The sequence below is a fragment of the Priestia megaterium NBRC 15308 = ATCC 14581 genome, assembly GCF_000832985.1.
Classification (GTDB): Bacteria; Bacillota; Bacilli; order Bacillales; family Bacillaceae_H; genus Priestia; species Priestia megaterium.
The window spans coordinates 3,911,903-3,938,665 of the sequence record NZ_CP009920.1 but is presented as its reverse complement, the minus strand read 5'-3'; the positions used below and the strand labels follow the sequence as shown (position 1 = coordinate 3,938,665).

29 protein-coding genes and 1 pseudogene are annotated in these 26,763 nt (G+C 32.2%); 12 read left to right on the top strand and 18 right to left on the bottom strand.

Annotated features, from left to right (window positions below):
* Positions 1 to 519: 519 nt before the first annotated feature.
* From BG04_RS20315 to BG04_RS20305, 3 genes are all read right to left on the bottom strand, one after another.
* Entirely contained in the window at positions 520 to 960 is a 441-nt protein-coding gene (locus BG04_RS20315; RefSeq protein ID WP_034652950.1) for a YaiI/YqxD family protein, read from the bottom strand.
* Between the two features lie 1,572 nt (positions 961 to 2,532).
* Positions 2,533 to 2,757 carry a hypothetical protein gene (locus tag BG04_RS20310; RefSeq protein ID WP_034652952.1) on the bottom strand — a complete coding sequence of 75 codons (225 nt, stop codon included), beginning with the start codon at positions 2,755 to 2,757 and terminating at the stop codon, positions 2,533 to 2,535.
* Positions 2,758 to 2,892: 135 nt separating this feature from the next.
* Positions 2,893 to 3,171, bottom strand: a complete 279-nt coding sequence (locus BG04_RS20305; RefSeq protein ID WP_034652954.1) for an HU family DNA-binding protein — start codon at positions 3,169 to 3,171, stop codon at positions 2,893 to 2,895.
* Between the two features lie 1,501 nt (positions 3,172 to 4,672).
* On the opposite strand from BG04_RS20305, the gene BG04_RS20300 reads away from it, so the two are divergent.
* The 3 genes from BG04_RS20300 (at position 4,673) to BG04_RS20295 (ending at position 6,257) form a co-directional block, all read left to right on the top strand.
* Positions 4,673 to 4,945, top strand: a complete 273-nt coding sequence (locus BG04_RS20300; RefSeq protein ID WP_034652956.1) for an HU family DNA-binding protein — start codon at positions 4,673 to 4,675, stop codon at positions 4,943 to 4,945.
* Positions 4,946 to 5,162: 217 nt separating this feature from the next.
* Positions 5,163 to 5,318, top strand: a complete 156-nt coding sequence (locus BG04_RS30610; protein ID WP_155276309.1) for a hypothetical protein — start codon at positions 5,163 to 5,165, stop codon at positions 5,316 to 5,318.
* 738 nt (positions 5,319 to 6,056) lie between these two features.
* Positions 6,057 to 6,257: a cold-shock protein gene (locus BG04_RS20295; RefSeq protein ID WP_013083582.1), complete on the top strand. Its 201-nt coding sequence runs from the start codon at positions 6,057 to 6,059 to the stop codon at positions 6,255 to 6,257.
* An 86-nt stretch (positions 6,258 to 6,343) separates the two neighbouring features.
* On the opposite strand, the gene BG04_RS31075 is transcribed toward BG04_RS20295, so the two are convergent.
* Both BG04_RS31075 and cshA read right to left on the bottom strand, forming a co-directional pair.
* Positions 6,344 to 6,514 (bottom strand): hypothetical protein, encoded by a 171-nt coding sequence (locus BG04_RS31075; RefSeq protein WP_162837703.1) that lies wholly within the window; start codon positions 6,512 to 6,514, stop codon positions 6,344 to 6,346.
* A 230-nt stretch (positions 6,515 to 6,744) separates the two neighbouring features.
* Positions 6,745 to 8,145, bottom strand: a complete 1,401-nt coding sequence (gene cshA, locus BG04_RS20290; protein WP_034652958.1) for a degradosome RNA helicase CshA — start codon at positions 8,143 to 8,145, stop codon at positions 6,745 to 6,747.
* A 284-nt stretch (positions 8,146 to 8,429) separates the two neighbouring features.
* Between cshA and BG04_RS20285 the strand changes: the two genes are divergently transcribed.
* Positions 8,430 to 8,633 carry a cold-inducible protein YdjO-related protein gene (locus BG04_RS20285; protein WP_034652960.1) on the top strand — a complete coding sequence of 68 codons (204 nt, stop codon included), beginning with the start codon at positions 8,430 to 8,432 and terminating at the stop codon, positions 8,631 to 8,633.
* A 284-nt stretch (positions 8,634 to 8,917) separates the two neighbouring features.
* On the opposite strand, the gene BG04_RS20280 is transcribed toward BG04_RS20285, so the two are convergent.
* Positions 8,918 to 9,121 (bottom strand): cold-shock protein, encoded by a 204-nt coding sequence (locus BG04_RS20280; RefSeq protein ID WP_034652962.1) that lies wholly within the window; start codon positions 9,119 to 9,121, stop codon positions 8,918 to 8,920.
* Between the two features lie 386 nt (positions 9,122 to 9,507).
* Here BG04_RS20280 and BG04_RS31430 point away from each other — a divergent pair, with 386 nt between their 5' ends.
* The 4 genes from BG04_RS31430 (at position 9,508) to BG04_RS20265 (ending at position 13,248) form a co-directional block, all read left to right on the top strand.
* The gene (locus BG04_RS31430; protein WP_034652964.1) at positions 9,508 to 9,693 is read left to right on the top strand and encodes a hypothetical protein; all 186 of its coding nucleotides are present in this window, start codon (positions 9,508 to 9,510) and stop codon (positions 9,691 to 9,693) included.
* A gap of 342 nt (positions 9,694 to 10,035) precedes the next feature.
* Entirely contained in the window at positions 10,036 to 11,088 is a 1,053-nt protein-coding gene (desA, locus tag BG04_RS20270; RefSeq protein ID WP_034652967.1) for a Delta(5) desaturase DesA, read from the top strand.
* Between the two features lie 428 nt (positions 11,089 to 11,516).
* The gene (locus tag BG04_RS29915; protein WP_074684494.1) at positions 11,517 to 11,648 is read left to right on the top strand and encodes an FbpB family small basic protein; all 132 of its coding nucleotides are present in this window, start codon (positions 11,517 to 11,519) and stop codon (positions 11,646 to 11,648) included.
* A 742-nt stretch (positions 11,649 to 12,390) separates the two neighbouring features.
* Positions 12,391 to 13,248, top strand: coding sequence for an STAS domain-containing protein (locus BG04_RS20265; protein WP_034652969.1), 858 nt, complete (start codon positions 12,391 to 12,393; stop codon positions 13,246 to 13,248).
* Positions 13,249 to 13,397: 149 nt separating this feature from the next.
* Here BG04_RS20265 and BG04_RS29910 read toward each other — a convergent pair whose 3' ends face one another.
* Together BG04_RS29910 and BG04_RS29105 are read right to left on the bottom strand one after the other, a co-directional pair.
* Entirely contained in the window at positions 13,398 to 13,541 is a 144-nt protein-coding gene (locus BG04_RS29910; protein ID WP_080743179.1) for an anti-repressor SinI family protein, read from the bottom strand.
* 231 nt (positions 13,542 to 13,772) lie between these two features.
* Positions 13,773 to 15,458, bottom strand: coding sequence for a NucA/NucB deoxyribonuclease domain-containing protein (locus tag BG04_RS29105; protein WP_051975617.1), 1,686 nt, complete (start codon positions 15,456 to 15,458; stop codon positions 13,773 to 13,775).
* 417 nt (positions 15,459 to 15,875) lie between these two features.
* On the opposite strand from BG04_RS29105, the pseudogene BG04_RS20255 reads away from it, so the two are divergent.
* Positions 15,876 to 16,723 (top strand): annotated as a pseudogene (locus tag BG04_RS20255) (STAS domain-containing protein).
* Positions 16,724 to 17,229: 506 nt separating this feature from the next.
* Here the strand turns inward: BG04_RS20255 and BG04_RS31070 are convergent.
* Both BG04_RS31070 and BG04_RS20250 read right to left on the bottom strand, forming a co-directional pair.
* Positions 17,230 to 17,373 carry a hypothetical protein gene (locus BG04_RS31070; RefSeq protein WP_168797090.1) on the bottom strand — a complete coding sequence of 48 codons (144 nt, stop codon included), beginning with the start codon at positions 17,371 to 17,373 and terminating at the stop codon, positions 17,230 to 17,232.
* Positions 17,374 to 18,146: 773 nt separating this feature from the next.
* Entirely contained in the window at positions 18,147 to 18,587 is a 441-nt protein-coding gene (locus BG04_RS20250; RefSeq protein WP_034652971.1) for an aspartyl-phosphate phosphatase Spo0E family protein, read from the bottom strand.
* Between the two features lie 316 nt (positions 18,588 to 18,903).
* Here BG04_RS20250 and BG04_RS31065 point away from each other — a divergent pair, with 316 nt between their 5' ends.
* Positions 18,904 to 19,053 carry a hypothetical protein gene (locus tag BG04_RS31065; RefSeq protein ID WP_168797091.1) on the top strand — a complete coding sequence of 50 codons (150 nt, stop codon included), beginning with the start codon at positions 18,904 to 18,906 and terminating at the stop codon, positions 19,051 to 19,053.
* 103 nt (positions 19,054 to 19,156) lie between these two features.
* Here BG04_RS31065 and BG04_RS20245 read toward each other — a convergent pair whose 3' ends face one another.
* Positions 19,157 to 19,429, bottom strand: coding sequence for an HU family DNA-binding protein (locus tag BG04_RS20245; RefSeq protein ID WP_034652973.1), 273 nt, complete (start codon positions 19,427 to 19,429; stop codon positions 19,157 to 19,159).
* Between the two features lie 678 nt (positions 19,430 to 20,107).
* Here BG04_RS20245 and BG04_RS20240 point away from each other — a divergent pair.
* Positions 20,108 to 20,566 carry a hypothetical protein gene (locus BG04_RS20240; RefSeq protein ID WP_034652975.1) on the top strand — a complete coding sequence of 153 codons (459 nt, stop codon included), beginning with the start codon at positions 20,108 to 20,110 and terminating at the stop codon, positions 20,564 to 20,566.
* 563 nt (positions 20,567 to 21,129) lie between these two features.
* Here BG04_RS20240 and BG04_RS20235 read toward each other — a convergent pair.
* The 4 genes from BG04_RS20235 to BG04_RS20220 form a co-directional block, all read right to left on the bottom strand.
* The gene (locus BG04_RS20235; RefSeq protein WP_034652978.1) at positions 21,130 to 21,528 is read right to left on the bottom strand and encodes a hypothetical protein; all 399 of its coding nucleotides are present in this window, start codon (positions 21,526 to 21,528) and stop codon (positions 21,130 to 21,132) included.
* A 106-nt stretch (positions 21,529 to 21,634) separates the two neighbouring features.
* Complete coding sequence (locus BG04_RS29905) at positions 21,635 to 22,477, bottom strand: permease prefix domain 1-containing protein (RefSeq protein ID WP_034652979.1); 843 nt, start codon at positions 22,475 to 22,477, stop codon at positions 21,635 to 21,637.
* The gene (locus tag BG04_RS20225) at positions 22,474 to 22,812 is read right to left on the bottom strand and encodes a PadR family transcriptional regulator (protein ID WP_013060031.1); all 339 of its coding nucleotides are present in this window, start codon (positions 22,810 to 22,812) and stop codon (positions 22,474 to 22,476) included. Before BG04_RS20225 ends, BG04_RS29905 begins: the two co-directional genes overlap by 4 nt.
* A 312-nt stretch (positions 22,813 to 23,124) precedes the next feature.
* Entirely contained in the window at positions 23,125 to 23,679 is a 555-nt protein-coding gene (locus BG04_RS20220) for a hypothetical protein (protein WP_034652981.1), read from the bottom strand.
* A 318-nt stretch (positions 23,680 to 23,997) separates the two neighbouring features.
* On the opposite strand from BG04_RS20220, the gene BG04_RS20215 reads away from it, so the two are divergent.
* Complete coding sequence (locus BG04_RS20215) at positions 23,998 to 24,399, top strand: hypothetical protein (RefSeq protein ID WP_034652983.1); 402 nt, start codon at positions 23,998 to 24,000, stop codon at positions 24,397 to 24,399.
* A 321-nt stretch (positions 24,400 to 24,720) separates the two neighbouring features.
* On the opposite strand, the gene BG04_RS20210 is transcribed toward BG04_RS20215, so the two are convergent.
* The 3 genes from BG04_RS20210 to BG04_RS20200 form a co-directional block, all read right to left on the bottom strand.
* Positions 24,721 to 25,245, bottom strand: a complete 525-nt coding sequence (locus BG04_RS20210; RefSeq protein WP_034652985.1) for a GNAT family N-acetyltransferase — start codon at positions 25,243 to 25,245, stop codon at positions 24,721 to 24,723.
* Positions 25,246 to 25,598: 353 nt separating this feature from the next.
* A complete protein-coding gene (locus BG04_RS20205) occupies positions 25,599 to 26,150 on the bottom strand; it encodes an NADPH-dependent FMN reductase (protein WP_034652987.1) in 552 nt (183 codons plus the stop codon).
* 24 nt (positions 26,151 to 26,174) lie between these two features.
* Positions 26,175 to 26,741, bottom strand: a complete 567-nt coding sequence (locus BG04_RS20200; RefSeq protein WP_034652989.1) for an RBBP9/YdeN family alpha/beta hydrolase — start codon at positions 26,739 to 26,741, stop codon at positions 26,175 to 26,177.
* Between the last annotated feature and the right edge of the window lie 22 nt (positions 26,742 to 26,763).

The following is a 26,763-nucleotide window of genomic DNA, read 5'->3' as shown; positions in this document are numbered from 1 at the left end:
CACCTTTTTAGACAATGAAAAAATGATTCAAAAAACGTCTATTTAAATGAAAAATATACTTTTACGGACAAAATATTTAAATCTATTATACGAGGTGAAAGTCATTATTATCGTTAACAAAATAAAAAGCAACCTCGGTATTGGCAAGCGAGGTTGCTTTTAATAGGGTTCACACGTAGGTGAATATGAAAGAAATAACTGCAAATAAACAATAGCACTTTTTTGATGGAGATACTATATTTTTCCGTATAAGCATATATATATAAGGTGCACTTTTTATATGTTCTTGTTTCTTTCAACTATCCAAAGAACGCAGTCATATCAACGATGCATAAAAATTTGCATGATTCGGGTAAAGAATCCTTGGTGGAAGCCTACCGCCCCAAGGGTTCTTTTGCTTTCTTACCTCCATAAATAGAGAATATTGTTAAGAAATGTACTTAAGCTAACGGAGCAGGTTAGTTTAATATTTGGACAATTTATTTTTCTAGGTTTTTCTTAACAATGGATGATTCTTTTTTAACGTGAAATCGCTCTTTTAAAAAGCCCCTTAAATTTCTCTTTATCTTCTGATGTAAATGGTTTTGGCCCCTTTGTACGCTTTCCACTTTTTCGAGCCATTGCACTCAAATAACGTGTTTGTAATAATTGGTCAATGTTTTCATTTGTATAGCTAGACCCATTATGGTGAAGTACCGCACACCCTTTTGCTAAACCTAGCGAAGCAAGACCATAATCTTGCGTAACGATTATATCTCCTTTTTCTGCTAACCTCATAATACGATAATCCGCAGCATCTGCTCCAGAATCAACATAAATGGTTTCCACTCCTGATGGTTGTTCCACATTAGAAAAATGAGAAAAGCTAGTAACAAGGATAACAGGAATTTCAGCATTCGTACCTTCAGAGATAATGATATCTTTTACCGGACAAGCATCGGCATCAACATAAATTTTCATCTTAACCTCTCCCTGTAAATAAGTTTGAGTTGATGGTAATGGCAAATTTATCCTTTATCAAACGATAAAGATGGTTTACCTAAAATCATTAAAAAACAGTTGTTTTATTAAAAGGCGCGTTTGTTGAACAAGAAGTAAAATGGTGATACATATTATACATGACTAATATGTATCACTATCTATTTTTTTATGACTTTTTACGATTTGTTCTTGATAAGCTTTTGCGTCTATTTCTGCACAATCAAGATTGTTCTAATTGTGATTTATAAGAGAAAATAAGAAGCTAATTTGACCTTGCGTAACCTCCTAACGTATAAAAAGATTAATTACTTTTTGTGCGTATATTAAGGTGTATTTAGTAGAGTAAATAGACATTTTGTCATTAGCTTTCCTATAGTATAAAAAGGTGTACCTTTTTAGTCTATGTATGTTAGGCAAACCTCACGATAGACTATCTATACATATTTATATTAAATAACCCTTCACTAATCGAATTACGAAGCCTTTATATATATTTTTTCGTTAGAAAAATATATAAGCCTGAAGGCTAAAAATTCACCCTAAAGGTAACTGATCTAGTTAACAAAATAAAAGGCTACACCATTCTGAAATGATGTAGCCTTTTATTTTTAAGTATTAGATGAAATTTGTAAAAAAATAAGCAATTCCTCTACGAATATATCATATTTATATGAGTAATGAATAAATTTTTTTGGATGTCTGTGTATGTATAATGGAAGGATTACAATAGAAATTAGGAAAACACTGTTTGAGTTAACTTATATACTGGGGGTCATAGTATGGTAAAGAAATGGTTACTCATATCAGAGAATAGCGAGATATCCCCTGATCCAAATGACACTATAAGTCTGGACGAATGGGAAAACGAAGGTGGGAGAATAATAAGGAGTATGAAATGAAATAAAAAAGAATCCTTTGTTGTTTGCAAAGGATTTACTTCGGTTAGTTTATATAAATTAACTATTAACACGGTAAAATTAATTATAAAGTTAGCTCTCTAAACTATAATGTGCATTTTTAGCAATTTCCTGAATGGTCATCAAATAACAGAGTTGTAGAGCAGAGTATTTGATAGGGAAAATTTAAAAATGTTAGAATTTTCATGATGAAATGTATGACAAAAGACCGTATAATAACCTTTATAACCTTATTTAAGGTCACCTATTCTGTCTCATAAAACAACAAAAAGCTATTTCATCATCTTTGAAATAGCTTTTTGTTGTTGACGGTAATGAAATTTGTAAATACAGCTTCTATAATATTATAAATTGTCATACAAATATTGATTTAAAAACCTATCTCATTTGAAATGTACCCCAGGTGTTAGACAAAAACTAAAAATGGATATTTCTTATGCAAGAAGCTAAGAACTTGGGTTTATCAACCAATATGGTTAGACATTTTATAGTGCAAAATCAAAAGAAGCCTCTTCCTATCTAAAAGAGGCTTCTTTGAGTGGATTTTTTCTATTTTTAATTTCATAATATCCACTTTACTAAAAAAAATTATTTAGTGTATCTTACAAACTTTATTCAAAAAGAGGGTTCTATTTTAAACCTTGTTTTGGGACAAGTTAATAATTTTATGTAAAATCTCACAAGCTTCATCCCAATTACAACAATCAACTACTTCACCCGTAGAGAGTATGATTATTTCAAACGTTTGAGAGTTTTTAGAATAAAATAAATTAAGAAGCCCAGGAATGGTATGAGTAATATCACAATTTTCATACTCCATTAAAATATTTAGCATGTTTTTAACTTCTAGCAAAGTCATTCGCTTATTATGCCCCTTCCATTATGAGACAACAGTAAGTACGAATTAATCACATTATGTATGTTAATTTTCTAAATTAATACGCTGAAGGTAAAAAAAAGGCCTCTAATATGTGATCAATAATTAATTTTCAATTTATAGTGATTTAATAGCTTCTTTTAATTCTTTTCCTGGTTTAAAAGCAGGAACTTTTGAAGCTGGGATGGCCATTTCCTCACCTGTTTGAGGATTGCGACCTGTGCGCTCAGCACGTTCACGTACTTCAAATGTGCCAAAGCCAAGTAGTTGAATTTTCTCTTCTTTTGCAAGTGTATTAGAAATCGTTTCAAACAACACATCTACGGCTTTTTTTGAATCTTGCTTTGTTAAGTCGGATTTTGTAGCAACTGCATCGATTAATTCAGCTTTATTCATGTTTAAATACCTCATTTCTTACTGTACATACAGTGTGGATATGTAAAACATATCATAGTCTTTAGAAAATGTTCAAACATAAGCTCTTATTTTGATGATTTAAAGGGTTATCAGTAAGATAAATGCTGAGATTCGCGCTTTAGCGAAATGAACTCTGTTCAAGCTAGATAATGAGTCATTCGCTGCAAAATCCCTTACTATAATGTATATCAAGTTATAGAACTGGAAAGATTAATAACTGACTCGACCTTTGTTAAATAAGCATGTATCTTACTATTTAAGATACATGCTTATTTTATGACGAGTTTCTTCTATCTTATTATGTACGGCTTAATTTTTAGTAGATAAGATAAATATGAATAATTTAACCTTTTTAACCAACTTGTTCAAATTAATTCGGAAAATTATTTTTATTAAAAAGTGATTAAGGTAAAGAATAAAAGATAAATTTCTATTTGTGTATCTTAAGATACACCTTTTTATACTAGTAAACGTCAAAGTGAAAACAGTGAATGTTGTATAAATAGAAAATATCTATTTATACAAAGGAGATATAACATTAATTTTATATATTAAGTAATGATAACATTAATGTTATAAATATAAGTAATACCTAACGTATTTTATTAAAAATAGTTATATCATTTACCTATCTTGTAGAAAAAGATCTTATTTGTCGTCAGGTAGAGTAAAGGATAAAACCATGATTTTTATAAGGGAGTTTATTCATTTACTGTTTTATATAAAAGAAATTAGTTTTTTATTTTAGATTTAATTTACGTTATTTAAAACACATTAAAATTAAATACTTATAGATTTATTGTTTATTTGTCATATATATATAACAATTTCTTAGAAGGGAAATAGAAGATAGATTCGTATAGGATAAGAAGTAAAAGTTCATTTTTGCCTGGGTTAAGTGTAAATAATGAAATGTTTAATATTTACTTGATTACATCTGTGTATTTCTTGAAAGAGAAAGTCTCTCCATTTAGCAAAAATGGGTTATTGGCAAAATGGATTTTAAAATAAAAAATATAATTCTTTAATCTCTCCTGTATATTAATCTATAAAACTGTCCAAACTAATAACGTATTCCCCCCTATTCCGATAAATTTGAAAATCCTTTGCCTATCAGCAAAGGATTCTTTTTTATTAAGTACAATTTATTATAAATGATTTTACGTAATGTGAATTATCAGTAAAAGAAGACCCCTAAGTAAAGGTCCTTGTTGTTTTAATATTGATTACCTGTGGCTCTAAGAGAAGAAGCTCCAATAAACTCCCCAACTGATTGAGTTCTTTTTATTTTAAGTTTCTGTGGGACATGCGTTTATTATAGCTATAGAGAATTAACTGTATTAAAGAACTTGTTATATATTGTATATTAATTAAAGGGTATTTACCTACTTTTATCTAATCTTATAAGAGAGCAAGTGCATAAAAGCTAGGTTATTCTTCTAATATACTTGCTTAAACAAATGAAATGAGGTGTTTGACTATGAATAAAATAGAACTAATAAGTGCCGTTGCAACAAAAGCAGGTCTAACACAGAAAGACGCTACAAAAGCTGTGAATGTAGTATTTGAAACAATTGCTGCCGAACTTGCCAAGGAAGAAAAAATCCAACTAATTGGCTTTGGCACATTTGAAGTACGAGAACGTGCAGCACGAACAGGTCGAAACCCTCAAACAGGTGAAACAATGGAGATTCCTGCTTCAAAAATTGCTTCCTTTAAAGCAGGGAAGGAATTAAAGCAAGCTGTTAAATAACCTCGTGTATCTACAATGGATAGAAAAGGTGCCTTGGTTTGGTTTTTATAAAGTAATATAAGTTTATAAATTAAACACCCATTTGCCTTTATTTCTGCATATATACTCTGCTTCTTCAATCAAATCCTTTCACAAAGATAATTATTGTCCCATTTCAAAGACTTTTTTCATTTTACGTAAAATTTTTTATAAACTTATTCAAGAGGGAGCAAATCGGATGTCACAAGAAATCGAATTATTGAATATGGGAATTCATTTATGTAAAGAGATTAGGGATTTATTAGAAGAGAGAGAGCATAGGAATTTAGTTTTTAAACAATTAGTTACAAAAAATGATTTCTCCCCCTTGCCTTTAGAATATGAGAAAAAATAATCTCTTTTAAATGACATAAACCATAGGTGAGGTGTACAGAAAGACAATTTAACTTTGTTTTTTTGTTATTTATTTACACGCAAAAATCCAGATTATGTGTAGACTTACCTCCATGCAGATATTCTGCATAAATCGTCATCAGCAAAGGTTTATTAAATTTGAACACTAGGTATTATCAAATCAAGACGATGTGTTAATAGTACCGCCCGTGCATAGGGTGTGTCCTCCCCATTCAATGAAAAATGGCGCCTAAACGGCGTCATTTTTTATTTGTAAACAAGTTTACGGATTCTAGCGCGTAGGTTGCATTTATATGAAAAAGGTATATAGGTTCCTATCTAATAGAATCTATTTTTACGTCACTATTCAAATTTTTTTTTGAGTAAACTTCCCTTTCTTTTGGACAGATCGGTCCCATTGTGCTCTCTCATCTAATTTAGGTTCATATTGATGAATACAATGCATAATTCATTGTGTGGGCAACGGTTAATTTTCGATCTTCCATCATTTCCATGTTTAGAAGGTCACTTATAAATATTTTGAAGTTTTTGCATGATAACCTCATTATGATGTATATAATCATATCCTAATGATCTTTTAGTGAAGTGGGTAACGATAAAGAACGTTAGAAAGATCAAATTAATTTAAGTTTAAGATGTCTTTATTGGGATAATATAATAAATAAGCTAGGTTTAATTATAATCTGGTTTATTTTCTATATTCTAGGAGGCAACAAAAATGGAACACGGTAAAGTAAAATGGTTTAATGCTGACAAAGGTTTCGGATTTATCGAGCGCGAAGGTGGAGAAGATGTGTTTGTTCATTTCTCAGCTATTCAAGGTGAAGGTTTTAAATCCTTAGATGAAGGTCAAGAAGTGACTTTTGATATCGAACAAGGGCAACGTGGCCCACAAGCGACAAACGTACGTAAAGCATAAGAAACCATTCTAAAAACAGACTCTACCTTTAGAGTCTGTTTTTATTTTAAAAGTCCTTTTTACCAGAACTCATTCAATAGTAATTGTTATTCATGTTTCATTAATTCTTCTTCAAAGAAAAAAGTACCAGGATATTTATCGACTGTATAAGAGTATCTTTTCATGTTTTTCACATAATGACTTTTTAAAACTGTTACTAATTCATTAGATTCTCTTATAGCTACTACTTCTCCATTAGTAAATATACTTTGACTCATATCCTCATCCCTCTAATACCAGAAATAATATAGTTTTTACTTTCAATTGTCTTAGAGATAATTAAAATCTCCTAAGATTCTTTATTTTTGCCAAGTTCTTTTGTACGGTATTTTTTAGTCCTTCACAATCATAAGGATTAAAGGTTAGTGGTTTTTGGTTTTTGACACCTTACAGCGTAATAAATCTCGATACCTGCTAGTAAAGCATACCGTTTTCAAACAACAAAAGATTATTTTCTATAATTTTTTTTACGGCCCACTGTCTCTTTTCTACCTCTACCTCTCTTACGTTCTGGTCTTACCTTTTTATTACGAAGTGGTGCCACTTCAGTCAATTGGACAGGAGCCATATTCGATTCTTTTGTTAAGAGCTTTAAAGTAGCTGACAATAGGGTAACAGAATCCATCTCTTCTAATAACTTTTCCGCCATAGGTTTATATTCCCCAAACTCCCCCTTTTCGATGGCGGTCAAAACGCGGTGAATGACTGCTTCCTGATGTCCAGCCATTACTTCACTAGAAGTGGGTGGTGATTGTCTAGACATTTTTGTTTTCGTGACATCTTCAATCACTTTTAAGTGATGACGTTCTCTCGGAGTTATAAATGTAACGGCCAATCCCTTAGTACCTGCCCGTCCTGTTCGACCAATACGATGAACATAGCTTTCAGGATCCTGAGGAATATCAAAATTGTAGACATGGCTGACACCTGTAATATCAAGTCCTCTTGCTGCAACGTCGGTTGCGACCATAATCTCAATGGTATGCTCTTTGAATTGACGAATGACATCGGCCCGTTTTGATTGGGTAAGGTCTCCGTGAATGCCTTCTGCTGCATATCCACGTTTTTTTAGCCCTTCGGCAAGTTCATCCACACGTTTTTTCGTACGTCCAAATACAATAGCCAGGTCTGGTGATTGAAGATCTACCAGATTGCAAAGAACATCAAACTTTCGATTTTCTGGAATTTCTACATACTGTTGCTCAATATTCTTTACTGTTAACTGCTTCGCTTTTACCTGCACGAGTTCAGGAGTGTTCATAAATTTCTGTGCTAAACTTTGTACTTGCTTGGACATGGTTGCCGAAAATAGTAAAGTTTGATGGGGAGAAGAGATGCCACCAAGAATCGTTTGGATATCTTCAATAAAACCCATGTTTAACATTTCATCTGCCTCATCCAGAACAGCCGTACGAATATGATTTAAACGAATGGTTCTTCTTTTCATATGGTCCATAAGACGTCCAGGAGTTGCTGAGATAATATGAGGCCTTTTCTTAAGGGCCTTGATTTGACGATTAATGTCCTGCCCCCCATAAATAGGTAATGTTTTAACTCCTTTTACCTGTCCAATTCGATTTAACTCTTCAGCTACTTGAATCGCCAGTTCACGCGTCGGCGCTAGCACAATCCCCTGAATTGCTTCTTCAGAAAGCTCAACTCGTTCTATAAGGGGGATACCAAAAGCTGTTGTCTTGCCAGTACCTGTTTGAGCTTGACCAATTAGATCTTTACCCGTCATAGCTATCGGAATAGCTTCAGCCTGAATCGGTGTAGCCTCTTCAAACCCCAAGTTATGAATGGCCTTTTCAATGTCCTTACTTAAATGGAAATCAGAAAAATTTTTCAACTGTTTCGTGCTCCTTCTCTTACTTAATTCAGAAATGAGAAAGGTACTCTTTAACCAGAGATTCTGCTTATTCATTCCTGTGTATGGTAAATCAGTGTTACTATCCACGAATATCTTGTTCTAACATATCTGTACAAGACGAATTCATGCCTTATTTTATCCGCGCTTATGTGTATTTATAAATTCTTATAGTACCCATTAAGAGTAATGTGATTTAGAAAGATATGGTTCCTACTATTTCTTTTTTAAAAGGTATACTACTTAGGAGGAGGGATGATGTAAGTATGTATTATAACCATCGGAAGAAAGATCAAGAGCCCTTACCAAAAGAACAAACAATGATTTGGGAATGTAAGTCAGAAGAGTGTAATGGTTGGATGAGAAAAAACTTCTCTTATGAAAATCGACAAAAGTGTCCTTTATGTGGCCATAAAATGAGAGTTGAAAACCGACTTTTAGATGCGTCACCTAATCCCCATCAAAAATAATGTATGGCTGCCTTTTGGATAAATCCCTAAAAAATTTCTGGCACTTCTTTAACTGAAATTAAACTTCTTACCAAAAAAACACGCGATATTTGCTTTATATTTCTAATATGTGGTATAACTAGTCCATACCTTGTACCGTTCGTTTTATCTAGAAACCAGACTTAAAACTCTGGTTTTTCTATTATATCTAGATTTTAAAAGTAGATATAATACGTTTTTTGCTAGCTAACGGAATCAAAAGTAAAAAAAGACTCCCAGGTGGAGTCTTTTTTTACTCATTTTAATTATGCTACTTTATGAACGTTAGCAGCTTGTGCTCCACGTTGACCTTGTTCGATATCAAACGTTACTTTTTGACCTTCATCTAATGATTTAAAGCCGTCACCTTGAATAGAGCTAAAATGTACGAATACATCGTCTCCTCCTTCGATTTCGATAAAACCGAACCCTTTGTCTGCATTAAACCATTTCACTGTACCTTGTTCCATAATATTGCCTCCTAGTGTGGAATACTCCACCCTTGTATTACTACCCTTGTCCAACCATACTATCTTAAGATGAAAATTTCTATGGAAGAGATTTCTCTTCTCTTAATCTTACACCGAACAAAAATAATTAACTTAATCGTAACATATAAAACCGAATATAGCAAATACAGGAAAAATGACCCTTTCAAGCGTGAAATCCTATTGTAAAAAGATTAATTTAAGATCTACTAGGAGTAAATAAATTCAATTGACTTTCCACATATGTAGCTTACATACAAAATAGTAAGCTTGTTAAGAGCCCTGCTGTTTTTGTGTAGATGAAATTTTTTATAAAATGGATATCTTGGGTACAATACAGGGTATATACGTGGTAGAGGGGGGATCGTTTGAGACTGAAGGATGGAGACTTTTATACAGATAGTAGAAACGGTAAGGTATATAGATTAAATGAAGATGACAAGGGCAGCTGGTATGTGAGTACGCATGAAGATAATGATAAACTGTCTAGAACATCGGGGCGTGATATGATGAAATTGTTAAAGAGTTTTTATACCAAAATGAACAAAAGTTGAACATTCATAGCTCTGAAAAACTACCGGCCCTAGTCATCATTTAGAGGAGGTAGTTTTTTGTTCGCAATATATTTAAAAAATAGTGACTCAAAACCTGTTGGTAAGATACAGGTTTATGAGCACCATTACATAGCTAGGACTACAATAATCCTAATGCTTTAATCAAACTGATTTTGTCCAACACACTTTTTTCCTTTTATTAAGAAAATACATTCACACATGTATGACAGTTGTCATACTAGTTACTTGACGTTTATATCTTTTGTTACCAGCTACTATGTTCTACTATAAATGTAAAGAAGAGCTGTATATTAAATATGGTAAAGATGTAAGGAGGAACCCATGAGCAAACAAAAAACGACTGAATTAAGAAAAAATGTAGCACCTTTTGAAAAATCCAATACGAAATCGAGTATAAAGCAATTAATAAACACATTCCTACCGTTTTTACTACTTTGGTTTCTAGCTTATAAAAGTTTGTCCGTTTCTTATTGGCTAACACTGCCATTAGCTATTGTTACAGCCGGGTTCGTCGTCCGAATCTTCATTATTTTCCATGATTGTTGTCATCAATCATTTTTCAAAAGCCGAAAAGCAAATAATATCCTTGGTACAATCAGTGGGGTTATAACCATGTTTCCGTATGAACAGTGGAAACGAAGCCACTCGATTCATCATGCCACGAGCAGCAACTTAGATAAACGAGGAACTGGTGATGTGTGGGTCATGACAGTTGATGAATATGTGGCAGCTTCCTACTGGGGCCGGTTGGCTTACCGAGTTTACCGCAATCCAATTGTTATGTTTGGATTAGGTCCCATCTATCTTTTCTTCGTTTCTAACCGTTTGAACCGAAAAGACGCGAAACGAAAGGAACGTTTGAACACATATTTAACCAATTTCTCAATTGTTGCAGTGTATGCACTTTTATGTTGGGGCATTGGTTGGCAAGCTTTTCTGCTCGTTCAAGCTCCCATCCTCTTTGTAGCAGGATCACTTGGAATTTGGCTATTTTACGTACAGCATCAATTTGAGGATTCCTACTTTGAAAACGAAAAGGAGTGGGATTACGTGAAGGCTGCGGTTGATGGTAGCTCCTATTACAAGCTTCCTAAAGTTTTACAATGGGTAACAGGTAATATTGGTTTCCATCATGTACATCATTTGGCTCCAAGAGTTCCAAACTATAATTTAGAAAAGGCGCATGAGTCTACGCCACCATTACAGAAAGCAACAACCATTACACTAAGCACAAGCTTGAAGTCTCTTCGTTTTCGACTTTTAGATCAACAAAATAAACGTTTTGTAAGCTTTAAAGAAATTAAGCATCTCGTAGACAATGAAAAATCGCGTGTGAATTTGAATAACCAAAGACCAAACCTCGATAAAAATTGAATATCCATACGATAAAATCATTCAATTTTAATAAAAAAATACCTGGATTAGCTGAACTATAACCCGAATAAGGGTCACTACATAAAAAGTGTCCCTTATTCGGGCTTTTTCAATTGAGCACTTTGTCAGATTTTCTTACTATTAAATCATTTCTTTTCGTCTTTTAGTATTATCACTCATGAAGTTCTGGTTTTTGTACCAAGAGTGGAGGAGATAGTTGAAAAAGTACCGAGATATTGCTATTATAACTATTGTTTTTGCAAAAGACCCTGAAGGGAATCTTATCGAAATTCAAAATTGGAGAAAATAAATAGGATATACTTATTTTGTACGGGAACCATTGTAAATAGTGAAGTTGTTTTATTACCTAAAATTGCCTAGATAAGGTATAGTTAAAGCGATCCAATACAAAAGAAAGAAGTGCTAACATGCGTAAGCATACAAAATCATTTGAAGATCTAGTAAAAGAGAATAAAGAAGAATTGCTTAAAGATAAACAAGCAATTGAAAAGCTTGAAAAACTTATAGAAAAACGCCATGAAAATATAAAGCTAGCTTAACACAGCTAGCTTTATTTGTAGTTTATAGAGCTAGTTAACATAAAGCGAATTCTCAAAATTAAAGAGTTAATTAAAATGACTTTTACTACCTTGGGAACAATCTAATTATCTTAAAAAACTAATTATGTATCCATTATTTTAAATGTTAAAAATTACAATCGTATAATAAATAGCACCTTGAGCAAACTAATCCAGAGGTCAATATATGATTTCAAAAACAACTTCTAATTACTCACTACTCACAGAAAAAACTACTGGAGCATGGTCAGTAGTTTTTCTGTTTTTACGCTGTACATGTTTAGTTAACATAAGGTTAATAAAGTATAGAATCTCCTCAATAGGGCAGACTGCTAAAGTTCGTTGGATCATATACAATACCTGTTGTATAATTTCTTGTTGCAGTTGCAGACTTCCTAACAAGTCTGTTTCTTTTTATTTAATAATTATAAAAATGAATAATAAATAACATCATGAGCAGACTACTCATGATGTTACAAAACATCGTCCTAACAACAAATGTGTGTAGAGAAAACTACCTTAGTTAAAGGTAGTTTTTTCTCTTTTTAGGCCGTATATGGTATACAAAGTTAGTTAACATAATCAATGTTACCGGAATTAATGACTTTTGTTACCTTTGAAATCATCCAATTATCTTGCATACTTAATTACGTACTCTTTTTTAAAATGATAAAATAGTTAAAACAACTTTTTTACAGAAGTTAAGCCTGGAGGACAGACTACAATGGATAATCTACACTTTCTAGGAGAGAAAATTTTAGAAAAAAAATATGAAATTGCAAAAATGGTACACGTACATAGAAGGGCTGACCTTAAAGAAGTAAAAGACGTTAATCTTACAGATGAAGAGATTATTGAGTTGAGAGCAAACTTCATCAGCTATTTTGGACGGGCTATCATGGAAAAGCTCGATCAAAAAACACTGTTAGATCAGATAGTGAAATGGGGAAAGCAATCAGGAGAATTTGCATCAAATTTAGGGGTTTCTCTTAATGAGGCCTTAGAAGATACAACCTATTATCGAACATTCATATGGGAAATACTTAAAGAAGAAATAAAAAAGAATAATATGTCAATAGATACAGTATTTGAATTAAGCTCAATTATTGATCCCTTATTAGATAAAGCTGTTTTTGCTTTTAGTTTAACTTATGTGAATATTCATCATGAAACATTAAAAAAAGCAAAGAGTGCTTTCCTTGAATTATCAGTACCTGTAGTTCCAATTACAAAAGGCATTGCTGTACTCCCTCTTGTTGGAGAGGTAGATCCGGAAAGAGCCACGCTTTTATTAGAAGAAACATTAGAGAAAGCAAATATACTACAGCTATCACACTTGCTATTCGACCTCTCTGGCGTGATGATTGTAGATACCATGGTTGCCCATCAAATTTTTAAAATTGTAGAGGCGTTAGGTCTTCTTGGGGTAAAAACGATACTAATTGGTATCCGACCTGAAGTTGCTCAAACAATGATCCAACTTGGAATTGATTTTAGCAAAATAACTATAAAAGCAAACCTAGAACAAGCACTTCTTGGTTTAAATTTAACCATAGATTCCTTAGAGGACAAAGACTCTTGAGAGGATAGATATTCTTCAATATACAGCTTTTTATACATTGTTCATATGATAGCCTTTTACTATTCAAACGCACAAAAATGCCTGTTAAAAAAGCATTCTTAGGTAGTAAATAAATTTAGTGACAGCAAAAAAAACATTAGATATAGAAGCTATCTAATGTTTTTTGCTGTAGTGTTATTTTGAGATTTTTCTTCTAGAAACTGTTTAAATTCTTCTTTGCTCACATTTAAATTCATTGCGTCTTTAACTAACCTCATCCACTCTTCTGGTAGAACTGCTGTAGACTTCTTCATAATTGAACACCTTCCCACATAAATAATTATTTATCATTTACCTGTTGTTTTCAACTTAAAATCTTGTTTTATAGTGACCAACCACTATATTACAACTAAATAGTTAATCCTCTTTACTTTAATCGACCATAGGTAGCTGTTGAAACAGTAGGTTTGGATCTGATTCTCTAATGGTTTAAAAGAGGCTGCCTTTAAGTGTTACATACTTAGAGAACAGCCTCTAAGTTATTATTATGGGATGGCATAAACCTCGACAGTGAAGCTTTCTCCATCGGTGTTTTCCGGTCTAGCGACGTAGAAATCTTCGCTCGTTTTGATTTCTGTCTCAGATCCGTCTGTAAGGTCATTAAAGATCGTTTCGTCAATGCCGAAGCTGATGTCTTTCATGACATCGAATTTCGCATTAGTAGGACCATCGACGATTTTCCATTGTAACTTGGTCGCATAAGAAGGAATGTTCCCGATCGTGAAGTTATCACTTGATCGGTTATCCTGTCCGTCCTGAGGCTGGCCTTCCGATCGGATCGTCGCTATTTTCTCAGGGGCTTCAACCTGCACATTGAAAGTATCCCCATCTAGAATCCTGTCATAGGCGTACCAGGCACCAAGCCATGTCCCTGCAGCACCGTTCGATTCGCTTGAAATCATTCTTACTGAAAAATTATCCGATCCATTGGTCGCCGAACCTTCCCAGGTGGAAGCAAACGGATATTCGTCACACTGTTTGCCGGTCCGATCCTCATCTCCGAATTCCCTGTCACAAGTCCTTCTTGTCTTGTTCCTATTGCGATTATATCCATCCTGATGACGTTTCGTATACATCCGTGTCAGTGTGCTGTCTCCCACAGCTCCCGGTATTTTCTTTCCAACCATTTGAGGCTTCGTCTGATCTGGATGATCCATCGCAAACTTCCAATGTTGTCCAGCTTCGGCTAACATCGAAAATTCTGGCTTTGTGACCGGAACATTGAAGATTGGTGTGGCTTTACTGAATACGGCTCCTTGCCAGAAATATTGATCAGGGAAAGCAAACATATATTTTGCAGAATCGTAACGAACGGTCTGTTTAATACCATCAATGCTCTTTTTGAATTTCCTTGGCGCATGTGTAAGGGTAAGTTTTGGCCAAAATTCCATGTACCCTAACTGATCAGGGTTTGCGTCAGTTGGTGGAGGTGCTTCTGATGTGAAAATTTCTGTGCTGAAGTTTGTGTTTTTCCATTGGGCGATTGTTCGTTCCGTCGGTGGAAAGTCAGGATCCTCTTTACAGTCACCTGCGTTCACCTTGGATTCACATACCATATCAATTTTCAACTTGGCTCCATTCAAGGATGGATGAGTAACGAGGATATCATCAAGTGTATAATAGACCCTCATTTTTCGGCTTTGGTTGGAGCCATAACCTATTTCAGTGAATTGAAATTGAACGCCTTCGTAAAAACAGAACCCACCAATGCATTTTGTTGGGACTTGATATGTGGCGACGTGGGACCAACAGAAGGAATACCGGTTCTTAATATACCCTGTTTCTGAACTGCTGTCTGGACTTCTCTGGCATTCTTCCGTAGTAAGGATATGGTCATAGTCGAAATCAGGGGGTGTCCATCCGGCTGCTGTCTTAATCGGAGGCGCTATGTTCGCTCTGTATGTTGTGTCACTTTGCTGGTCTTCCTCCATCAATTTATCTAATGTCTGGATGCCTTCTTTTTTCTGGATCTGATCTTGCTTGATCCCAATCTCTTCAACTGACTTGCCTTGCTTCATAAGTTTAGTTGCCTTTTCAATCTTCTCCTTGTTGTTTGGGAGCCAATAACCCCCGCCATTTGAATCAGACTGCGCTTGTGCCGGTGAAATCATTCCTGTAACCAAAAACAAAAAAAGTACAGATAAAACGATACGTCTATAAAACCTGGACATCTTATCCCTCCCTTATTTTTGATTTGGAATAAAATGTTGTCTTAGAAACAACTAGAGGAATTTTCTTTGCAAACAATAAACTAGGTTCATTACTTCGATGGCATCCAAATCGATGATAGGATACTACAAAAAAATTTTTCCCACAATATACTCTAAGGAAAATGAAACCAAAAACCTACAATAATTACCATGTTGGATAGCGTACTAGGAAAAATGGGTCATATAAAGAATTCTTTTATTTATAAAAATTCTCCACAATCGGGTGCCATTTTGGAACAACACAGACAGCTTGTTCAGCTAATTACATATATAGAATATTTGACTCTACTATCCTTCCTAATTTATCATTTTGTAAGTATACTAATCGCTTAATCGATTAGTATTAGAGTAAATAAATGAAGTGAAAGGAGAACAAAATTGAATCACAATGAACAGTTACGTACCTTTTTACTGGATAACGCTAAACGCCTAACGGAAGAATGGTACGATTCATTAGATAAAAAAAGGCTGTAGGAGTTTATGCTTCTACTGATCCTGAAGTTATTCAAACCTTAAAAGAACAAGATTATGAATTTCGTCTATATATCTGTAATGTATTCGTAGAAGACGAAAAAACCTTTTTTGATACATTTGAAGTGTGGATTAATAAGATTGCAAAAGCTAATGAACATATAAGAACCCCTATTTCCTATGTTATTAAAGAGTTTATGCGTATTCGTAAGCAATACTGTGATTGTATAGAAGAGTTCGTAAGTACATATGAAGGATTTATTGATCCTAAACTGATAAACGCATGGAATGAAAATGTCATTCGAATTTTTGACATTACCATATTAAAATTTATAACAGCAGCTCAGGAAACCTCCTCCCTTCAATTAAAAGCACAACAAGAAATGATTCATGAATTAAGTTCACCGGTCATCACCATAAAAAAAGATATCGCGCTTTTGCCACTGGTTGGAGATATTGATACTACAAGAGCAAAAATAATCTTAGAGAGTACGTTACAGCAATGTGGTGATAAACGTATTGCTCACCTTTACATTGACCTATCAGGGGTTGTTATTGTTGACACAATGGTTGCGCATCAAATATTTCAATTAATTGATGCCCTTGGTCTACTTGGAGTGAAGTCTACCTTATCTGGTATTAGACCAGAAGTTGCCCAAACAGCTATTCAACTTGGTCTTTCATTTGAAAATATAAGAATTAAATCGAACCTTGCTCAAGCACTAGACTCTGATATTCAAATATCTCTCCAGTAAAAATTGGTCAAACGTCCTTCGCTCTTGGTTTGTCATGCTGGAAATAGATTTATTCTTATTACAGACTCTCTAACAAACTCTTTTCTGCATTTTATGTTTTTTTTATATAAAATAATTATGTTTTATTTCTTAATCGAAAGGGTAATGTATTAATCTGGATTGGAATTTTACAAGAAACAGTTTTTTTGATCTGTTTCTTTTTTTTATGATTATAAAACGAATAATTAATGATAGTTTAAAAAACTACTCAAGAAGTTCTAAGGCTTTCAATGCATTGGATGATATTGGAGTAAAATCTACTGTATAAGCAGTAGGTTTTTCTGTTTTCAGGCTGTATATGCTATAAAACTTTAGTTAGCATAGTGGGCATTATAAGAAACCAAATCCTTTATATATTAAGAATTTGGTTTCTGTGTTTATCAAAAAATGATTAATATGTTTATTTAATAACAAAAATCAAATTGAGTCAGTTTGGTTAGGAAAATAAAAATATGCAGCAACCATTATCATGTTAGTAGGATATCATTTAATAAAGCTAGCTCTACTTTGAAAGGGTCGTTAATTTTTCTAAGCTCACAATAACCAGAACTATAAATATGAATAATCTTAAATCTTTTACCACGATATAAAACTTCTTTATTAATTGACATACCTTCCCTCCAGATTCACTATCATAGTTTACTCAACATATTAATCATTTTTTTTATTCAAAATTCATCTGGAATAAAATCAAGTTACTTTTCCCTTTCTTGTATATTTCAAAACATAAATTTAAACAAAATTTAAAATACACTCAATTTTTTATGTATATACATATTTTTTACTACCTAGGGCAAATTAATCAAGATACAACAAAGCGTCAACACAACATTTCAATCACTGTTAGAAAAAGGCTGCCTCTTTGACTAGAAGAGGTAGTCTTTTTTCAGCATTTATATAAAAAAAGCAGAGATTCTAACCATGTTTTGATATAGGGTCTTTGTTTTTTTGTAATAAAAAGTATTTAATATATATATTACAAATAATCCTTCATAATACATATAGAAATATACACTAGACTACGTATAATTAATGCCATAAGAATTACTAAAAAAGAGGTAACTATAATGTTAAAAAACAAGCCGGAAAACCTACAAATGTTTAAGTTGGACTAATCAGTATTAAAAAATAATAAAATAGTTAATGGCTTTGCCCTGATAAAATCTGTTAAGGATACAGATAAAATTGTAAAATTAGCTAAATTAGATATATCTACAAAGGAAAGAGCATTCATTCAAGATGTGAAAATCTTAAAAATTAAGATCTTTTGATCTTAGACATATAACTTAAATACATAAGAAAAACCACTGATTAGGCCCAGTGGCTTTTCTCTTTTTACATATACAAAGTAAACTTAGTTTAAAGCGTTAGAAAAGACAGATTTTCACGAATGAGTTGTTAACCGTCGGAAATTTTGAAGGGCATCAAAACCTGCCTTAGTTCCGTTACCAACTAAAACTAAAGCAGTACATACTCCAAATGTTGCTAGATTTGAATTAGCAATCCATTGGGCAGAACAGATACGAATATTACTTCTTGCAAACTCAACGGCTTTTACCTCATATTTGAAATCACTACCTTTATAATTACCATAAGAGTGTCTCATTCTAGGTAGATCTCCTCCGTTATCTAAAAACATGTTAGTTGAACCAGAATAAGATTTCATATGTAAATTTATAAGCTTGTCTAAATCTTGACTACACTTAATTGTTCTTTTATCTAAAAATCCATAATTACTACCTAGATCAATTAATTCTTTTCTTTTTTTCACAATACACTTTAGTAAGTCTTCTTTTTGACCTACTGGATGAACTATCATTGACATAGTTTCTTCTCACCTCATCGAAATTTTTCAGTCTCTAGGAAATTTAGTAGGTCCATAATAAAAAGATAGAGCCAACAAAAGATATTATGAGCAATATAAGTTAAAATGAAAACGGTTTCTACAAAACATATCAAAAAATCACAATAAAATACAAAAATTGCAGACATTAATGAGTTATCTGTCCGAAAAAAGTGTACTTTCTAGTAGTAAGATGTCCTACTTATAATTCAGCATAAAGAGTGGGTTTTTCACCATATTTATAATAAGGATAAATTGCAACTATTAAGTAACAGTAACCTAAAGGTGGTGAGCTTTTATGAAAAACAGAGATAAAAGACGAAAAAAGAAACGTGATTTTTTAAAGGAGTACTTAAAAAATAAGTTAGGAAATTGGAAGCCTAGACTTGGCAAAGAACCTACCTCTAACTCTAAGACGACGACTCATGAAAATAGAAACCTTGATTAGATAATATGTAGGTGTAGGTATTCAGAAGTTTTTCACCATGAAAAATAGTCCCCTTTAGAAGTCTAGCTCTAGAGGGGACGGGGACTTGCTTATTAAGGTAAATTTATTTAACAGCTGCTTTTAATTCTTTTCCCGGTTTAAAAGCAGGAACCTTTGAAGCCGGAATTGTCATTTCCTCACCTGTTTGAGGGTTACGACCTGTACGAGCTGCACGTTCACGTACTTCAAATGTTCCAAATCCAATCAACTGAATTTTTTCTTCTTTCGCAAGTGTGTTAGAAATCGTTTCAAACAACGCTTCCACAGCTTTTTTAGCATCTTGCTTTGATAGTTCTGCTTGTGTTGCAACTGCATCTACTAGTTCAGTTTTATTCATATTCAAACACCTCATCCTCTTATTTTTAGATCATATGTAGAGATGCTAACATATCATAGCTTCTACAAGCTTGTCACTAAATAAGGTTAGATAAGAATAAGAAGAATTCCTGTTTTTTCGGGAAGATTCATACTGAGATTTGCTCTGTGGCCAAGTGAAGTTCCATATGAGTAATGTTTTCAACTATAAGCTTTCTTATGTACTTTCTTTAAAATGCCTAAGGTTGCTTCATCCATTTGAAAAACCGTAATCTGTAGGGGTGGATGGTCGATTTGTAACTGTTGCTATACCTAATCTTAAAATGCTCCTTCTTAATATAGTTTTATATATATTAACTTACGAACCTTTTGCATATCATTTTTTATTTCTCTCGCTATCCACTGGGATAGCTTTTCTCTTGTTTTACCTATTTATTTAAATTATAAAACTTTAATGTTTCTGAAATGTTTCCGTTTTAATATTTATAATGAAATAGCTTATAAATAAAAGTCGGGAGATAAAAACTTTAAAACATATATCGTTTAAACCACAAACCATAAATAAACAAATAGCAAATTGTAAATAATAAATTTATTACAATTTAAGTTAGAAAAGACATTTGCTTTTTTATTACTTTTAAATTGTCTACTTTAAAAGTATGATACAGAAAAAATAATGTTGATTGGATAAGTGGTATTGATGAATGAAGATAAGTTACAAAAGTTACTCTGGAGCATTGCCATACCGGGGTTTGGACAGCTATTAAACAGAAAAATATTCAAAGGTATAATATTTGTTTCCCTAGAATTTGTCATAAATTATAATTCGAATTTAAATACCTCCATTATGTTAAGCTTTAATGGAAAAGTTAACGAAGCCATTGAAGTAACTAATTATCAATGGCTATTGTTTTATCCTTGCGTATATGTATTTGCTATGTGGGATGCAGTTAGAGAAGCAAAGGGTGAAAATCCTCCATTTTACTATCTTCCGTTTGTGTTGGGAGCTTATTTAGGAACAGTTGGTATTATTTATTCTAGGTCTTTGACTATTTTTACAATACTATTAGGACCGGTATTTTTAGGTATCATCTTTTTCTTTTTCGGTATATTTTTGGGGAATTTCATAAGGTACATATTAAATAAAAAACACTTTTAAGTATTCAAGTATAATTTCAGGTGAATTCTAATAACTAAATTTTTTAATACATTCTTAATTATTTTATTAGAGAAATACCTTTTGTAATTATATGTTAGATATTGATTCAATAGGCTGATCCCTTCTTTTATGTATTTATTGTTTCATACCTTATCTCTTCGTAAATATTTTACTTATGCAACAACATCTATGTTAACTTTAAAAACTTTTTAATTCTTTTGAGTAAATAGTAAAATATTTTCGTTATAAGTACTTTTCTATTTACATCTATTGTAGAAAAACTATCTATTTGTCGTCACTTAGAGTAAATGATAAAACATTAATAATAAATGAAGTAATTTAGTGTTTACTTAACGAAATATAAAACGGAGTCAAGGTTATTTTCTACGAATATAGTGAATGACAACATTTATTTTTAAAGGTATATGTATATGAGTCTACAAATCTAGACAGACTAATAACGTATTCCCCCTATTCCAATAAATTTGAAAAACCTTTGCTTATATTAGCAAAGGTTTATTTTTTGTACGCTTAGTTTTGGAGTAGTAAAATGCAATATGATTTTAAGGTCTATACCCATACAAGAATTCAAACATAAAGAAACATACAAAACCTATAAGTAAAACAGGAACCACACTAATTCCCAAATACACACGGTGTAGGGGCTTTTTTAGTTTTTTGAACCAGTTATAATATAGTATGAAAAAAAATATGCAGACAGGTATAAAGAACACAGCAGCAAATAGATCTGTTAATCTTGAATTTGCATCCCAATACTCGTCTAGAACAGGAGTATGTACATACCATTTATCGGCTAAACGAGTTTGAAGATAACTAAAAAGTAATATTCCTAAAGAATAGTAGACACCAACTAACCACTTTAACCATTTTGGTAAGTAAGACTGACTTGCAATAATACACATAAGCACTAATATAAAAAATACTGAAACGCCGTAACTCATTTGTAACCTCCAACAAAATTTAAGTTCCTAACGACAAAATATGAGTAATTTTACCATATTAGTTTATAAGTGTATATATTAGCTTTAAGGTAGAGGATACAGAATCTTAATATAAATCCTCATGCTCTTTAGAAGAAACGCTCCGTATTCCTGTAAAATAATAAAGTAAATAACCTAAAACATTAAGCCCTATAAATATAAAAATCCATCCAATTCGTAACCGTTTTTGATGGTGTGCATTAATAATTGCCCAAATAGTGAACAGCGTCCAGTAAATAGCTCCACCCATAAATATTACAATTACCTGTAATTGATCAAAACTTCTACTCTCTATTAGTACAAACCATTGTTCATTTCCATTTCCAGACGTGGAAGAATCCACACCTAGCCATTTTGGAGCCCAAATCGTTCTCTGATATTGAAAATCTGGATTCTGTGATTTCCAATGATAATCACCAGAATTTTGGCTAACACTTCTTATATCTTTTGAATTATAGATAGTGACTTCAGATATATAATTCGTATCCTCTACTAAAGTTTCAATTTTCCTTTTCATACTGAAGGTCATAACGTCTTTGTTTTCTAATTCCTTAGATATTAATGTACTTGTTTCAGATAATCCTTGAGCAGTTGAATCGTCAATTTTCCAAAGAAAACTACCCATTGATATTGTTAATATTAAACAGACTATTGCTATGTAAAGCACACGCTTTGCAAATATTTTTTGTATCTCAAACAATTGTCCAATAACAGCGCGCATTTCTTTTTCTTCACCAAACCGTTGAATCGCAATTGTAATAGCTTGTTGTTCTGTTTTTCCTCCTTCTTTTAACTCCTGAACGGATTCAAACAAATGATTTTTCATTTCTGCTTTTAATTCTTCGATTTCTTGTTTATCTCCGTCTACATTTAAATACATAGAATCCACAAATGCTTCTATTCTCTTCACTTAGTTCCTCCCCATAAAAATGAATCCATCATTTTCTTTATAAATTGCCATTCTAAACGCTTATCTTCAAAGCCTTGCTTACCTAAGGAGGTAAGCTTATAATACTTTCTTCTTCCGCCAGGACCTTGCTCACTACCCCAGTAAGAAGAAATCCAATTATTCTTTTCTAATCTCTTTAAAGACAAATAAAGAGTTCCTTCTTTCAGTTCAAATTGTTCATCACTTTTTTCTCGAACAATCTTAGCCAATTCATAACCGTACATATCCCTTTGATAAAGTAACGACAAAATCAACGTATCAATATGACCCTTTAAGATCTCTCTACTAATTTCCAAATTTTCCACCTCTTAGTTGATTATAAAAAATAATACCTTTTAATACAAGGTATTATTTTTATAATTACCATAATTGAGATTGTCGGAAATAAACAAAGTTGTAATAAGTATATCTGCTCTAATAAAACAATAATATTTTTAATCTTTTCTAGAGGATCGAATCTATGAATGAAAAATCTAAAGTTAATTAGGTTCAAGTAATATACTCTATGCATCCTTGATTAAGATAATAAAGCTTATCTGTAGTAATTAAAGAGAAGACCATTTAAATGGTCTTCTCTTTAATTACTCTATGTATCTCTAAATTACATACTAATTTTTATTTAAATTGAAGTGAGCAATCTCTTCTCCATTTTCTGAGACAATAAGTGTAGATTTTAAAGCATTTTCCTTTATTCTTTTTAACTCCTCTTTAGTAGGTATAGAAGGTAGTTTATTCCCCTGTTTATCTGTACTTAAGTTATAATAAATAGTAAACTTTCCAGTACCATGAGCTGGAATCTCCTCTATTCCTTGGCCCCCTCCTATTTTACTCTTGTTAACATTATAAAGGTTAGATCCTACTGTATCTTCTACAACCGATAGTAATTCTTGATTAGGTTTTATTTTTAGTTTTATCTGGTTCAAGTCTTCATTAGATATAGATTTATTAGAATTGTTCTTTACTACAAACGTATAGTATAACACCGTGTCCACAGTTGTTTGACTCTTACCTTCTCCTATGGTTCTAACAGTTTCTCCTACAAGGTCTTTGTTATTAGTTATTATAGCGTCTGCTTTTGAAAGCTTTATATCTTTTGAATTAGAACAAGCTGAAATAATAAATAACAACAGCACAAAAAATACAATATTTTTTACTGATTTCATTTTTTCTTCTCCCTATAAATTTGATTGTCATATTTTAAATGAAACATACAATTATTTCATAAAATAGAAAAAATTAAAATGAAATCTTTGTTTTTAAGTGAGTAATATATACATTCTTATTTACCATAATGTGCGCTCTGGGAAGTTTGAATTAGTTTTACACTTTAGTAATTTAAATTAAAAAATAAATGTTACCATTAATAATACAAAAAAATTTTAGGAGGTATTTTAAATATATAGGTCTAAGTAAAAAAGATAGTGACGTATTTATTAAAGCTTAAAAATTAATAATACTAATAATTTGAAGGGATTAAAATTATGAAAAGATCATTATTTATTCTTAGCATTGTAATAATAGTCCTTATTATAAATGGATGCAGTAATAACTCTGTAAAGGGAATCAAAGCAGATTACGTTGATATTGGTTTAGGGCAAAGTTTATATGAAGGATATAATAAAGTTGAGCAAGAAAGCGTTCAATCACTTGTTAATTCTTATAATCAACTTCAATACATAGGACAAACCAACCAACAATTGAATTATGATAAGGCAATATCAATAATATTTGTCTATCATGATAAAATTTCGGGAACTTTAATGATAGATGATAAGGGAATTTTTCATACAGATGATAGTACAAAAAATTATCAAATTGCTTCGAACAACAATACATATGAACAAGCTTTAAAGATATACAAAGATTTGAAACAGAAATATTAAAATCATGGAATATGAAAGCAGAAATTAAGGATTCTCTTTTAGATTCTTGTATCACAAATAATGTTACTGATCATGTAAAATAAAAGTGGCAACTTCTCATACTAAGCTGCCACTTTTTATAACCTTCAACATATATTTGGCCCTTATAAAAAGATACGCCTATACTTAACATCCCTATATACACCGGTGTTAGAGTTTATGTTTAACTATTCCTTTCTAGTTAACATAAAACCAATTCTAGGTGCCTGTAAACATAAAAAGGCCTTTAATTAGTATTAAAGGCTATCCTACTTTGACTATAAACAGCTACAGCAAACAGTATTAAATATTTTTACTTAAATTAGAAAACTTGTAATAGAAAACAGTTGTATGTAGATCACCATTTGCTGATTCAGCATAGTAGGGGATACGTCCAGCTTCGATGAATCCTAAAGAACTGTATAGATGATTAGATGGACCTCCCTCTCTTGTATCGAGTACAAGCAATGATCTATTCTCTTTTTCTGCTCTATTTTCAGCTGCCTCCATTAATAAACGTCCGATGCCTTTTCTTCTGAATTTAGGATGAGTCATTAATTTACCAATTTCAGCTCTATGTGCACCATTTTGTTTTGTATCTAGATAAAGTTGAACACTTCCAACTATTTCATTATTGATTGTAGCTATAAATAGAACTACTTCTGATTTTAATGTGTTATTCCAATATTGCTCTGCTTCTACATGCTTTAAAGGTGGCAAAAATCCTATAGATGCCCCATCGTTTACAGTTTCAATTAATAATTCTGAAAGACTGTCTATATAATGATCAATAGATTTTAATTGTTTAATTTCCACAGTAGTAACCAATTAAAAAACCTCTCTTTTCTTTAATATAAATACAATATTGATTAAAATAGGATCACATGCAATCGGAGTGTTAGATGTTCTGACACATTTGTTTAGATACATTGTGTTTTCACCTAAACTAAATTAATATCTACACCTTAAATTTAGTTGGTGAAATAGGAAGCATAGTTGATGATATTTGGTATTACAAAACTGCCGATAGCAACTAATAATAAAACAATGGTTATTAGTGCGAGAAGATATTTTTCCATAACTAAATTCCCTTCTAATAAATTACACCTAATAAAAAAGAAGCCTTTGTGGATATAGACAAAGGCTTCTCATATTTATAGACACAAGGAGGAATACTCTAGCTAGTTAAACTTGATAGATGAAATGAGAGAATTCAATACCGATTTTAACTGTTCACTCGTTGTAGAATCTAAGATTTCGATTTTATTATTGATTTTGGTTCCTACAGCACCAATTCGTAAAGTGCTTTCTTTTGGGATTTTCGCTTCAATCATCTCTAATGTAAGTAAAATGGACTCGTGAGCTTTATCTCCACCTGAACTACGTGAAGAAGCACTAATAACAGCTACTGGTTTATTCACAAATTCTCCCGAGGATACAATCCAATCAAGAGCATTTTTTAGGGACCCTGGAACTCCCCTAGCGTATTCTGGTGTACATATTATTACACCATCAGCTAATTTCAGTTGGTTACGTAAGTCCTTAATAGGGTCAGGAGGACTATCAGTATCTATTTCAGGGTTAAAATGAGGAAGAAGTCCCAATCCTTCATAAAATTGAAAATCAATATTTTCAGGTCTTAGATTAGAAATAGCATACAGAACATTTGTATTGGAAGAATTTTTACGCAAACTCCCTGAGATTGCGAGTATCTTTATTCTGTTTTTATTCATGGTATCACCCTATTCCCTCATTATTTATACGGTTTTCATCATATTATTTAAAATATCATAAACCAATGGGAAAGCAATAAAACCATCATCTTCTAGAAAATGACCACCCTTTTCAACAGGATAAAATGATGTATCTAATTGGTTTGATAAATTTTGACTTAATTGAAAAGGAACAATATAGTCGTTTTTTGCAGCAATAACAGCACGTGAGTTAGTTGCAGAAATTATTTTTTGATAATCCACTTCTTTAACTGTAAAAGGATCTAGTGAAGATAAAGATGATAATCGTTCAGAAAAGCCAGAAACAAGAATAAATCCTCCAAACCCTGGTAACGGATTTAATTTTTCTAGATAGTTCAATAGCGTGATAGATCCTAAGCTATGTGCTACAAAATAAGTGTTGTCATCTAAATTCTTTATTTTATTAGCCAATGTTTCCAACCATTCTTCTTTCTTGGGATCGGACGAATTTGGCATGTGAAGAACCGAAACTTGATGATTATCTGCTATTAATTTTTCTTTTAGCCACGGAAACCAATGATTAGATGGTGAGGCTCCATATCCATGGATAATATATACTTGTTTTCTCATTGCTAATCCCCTTTTCTTTTTA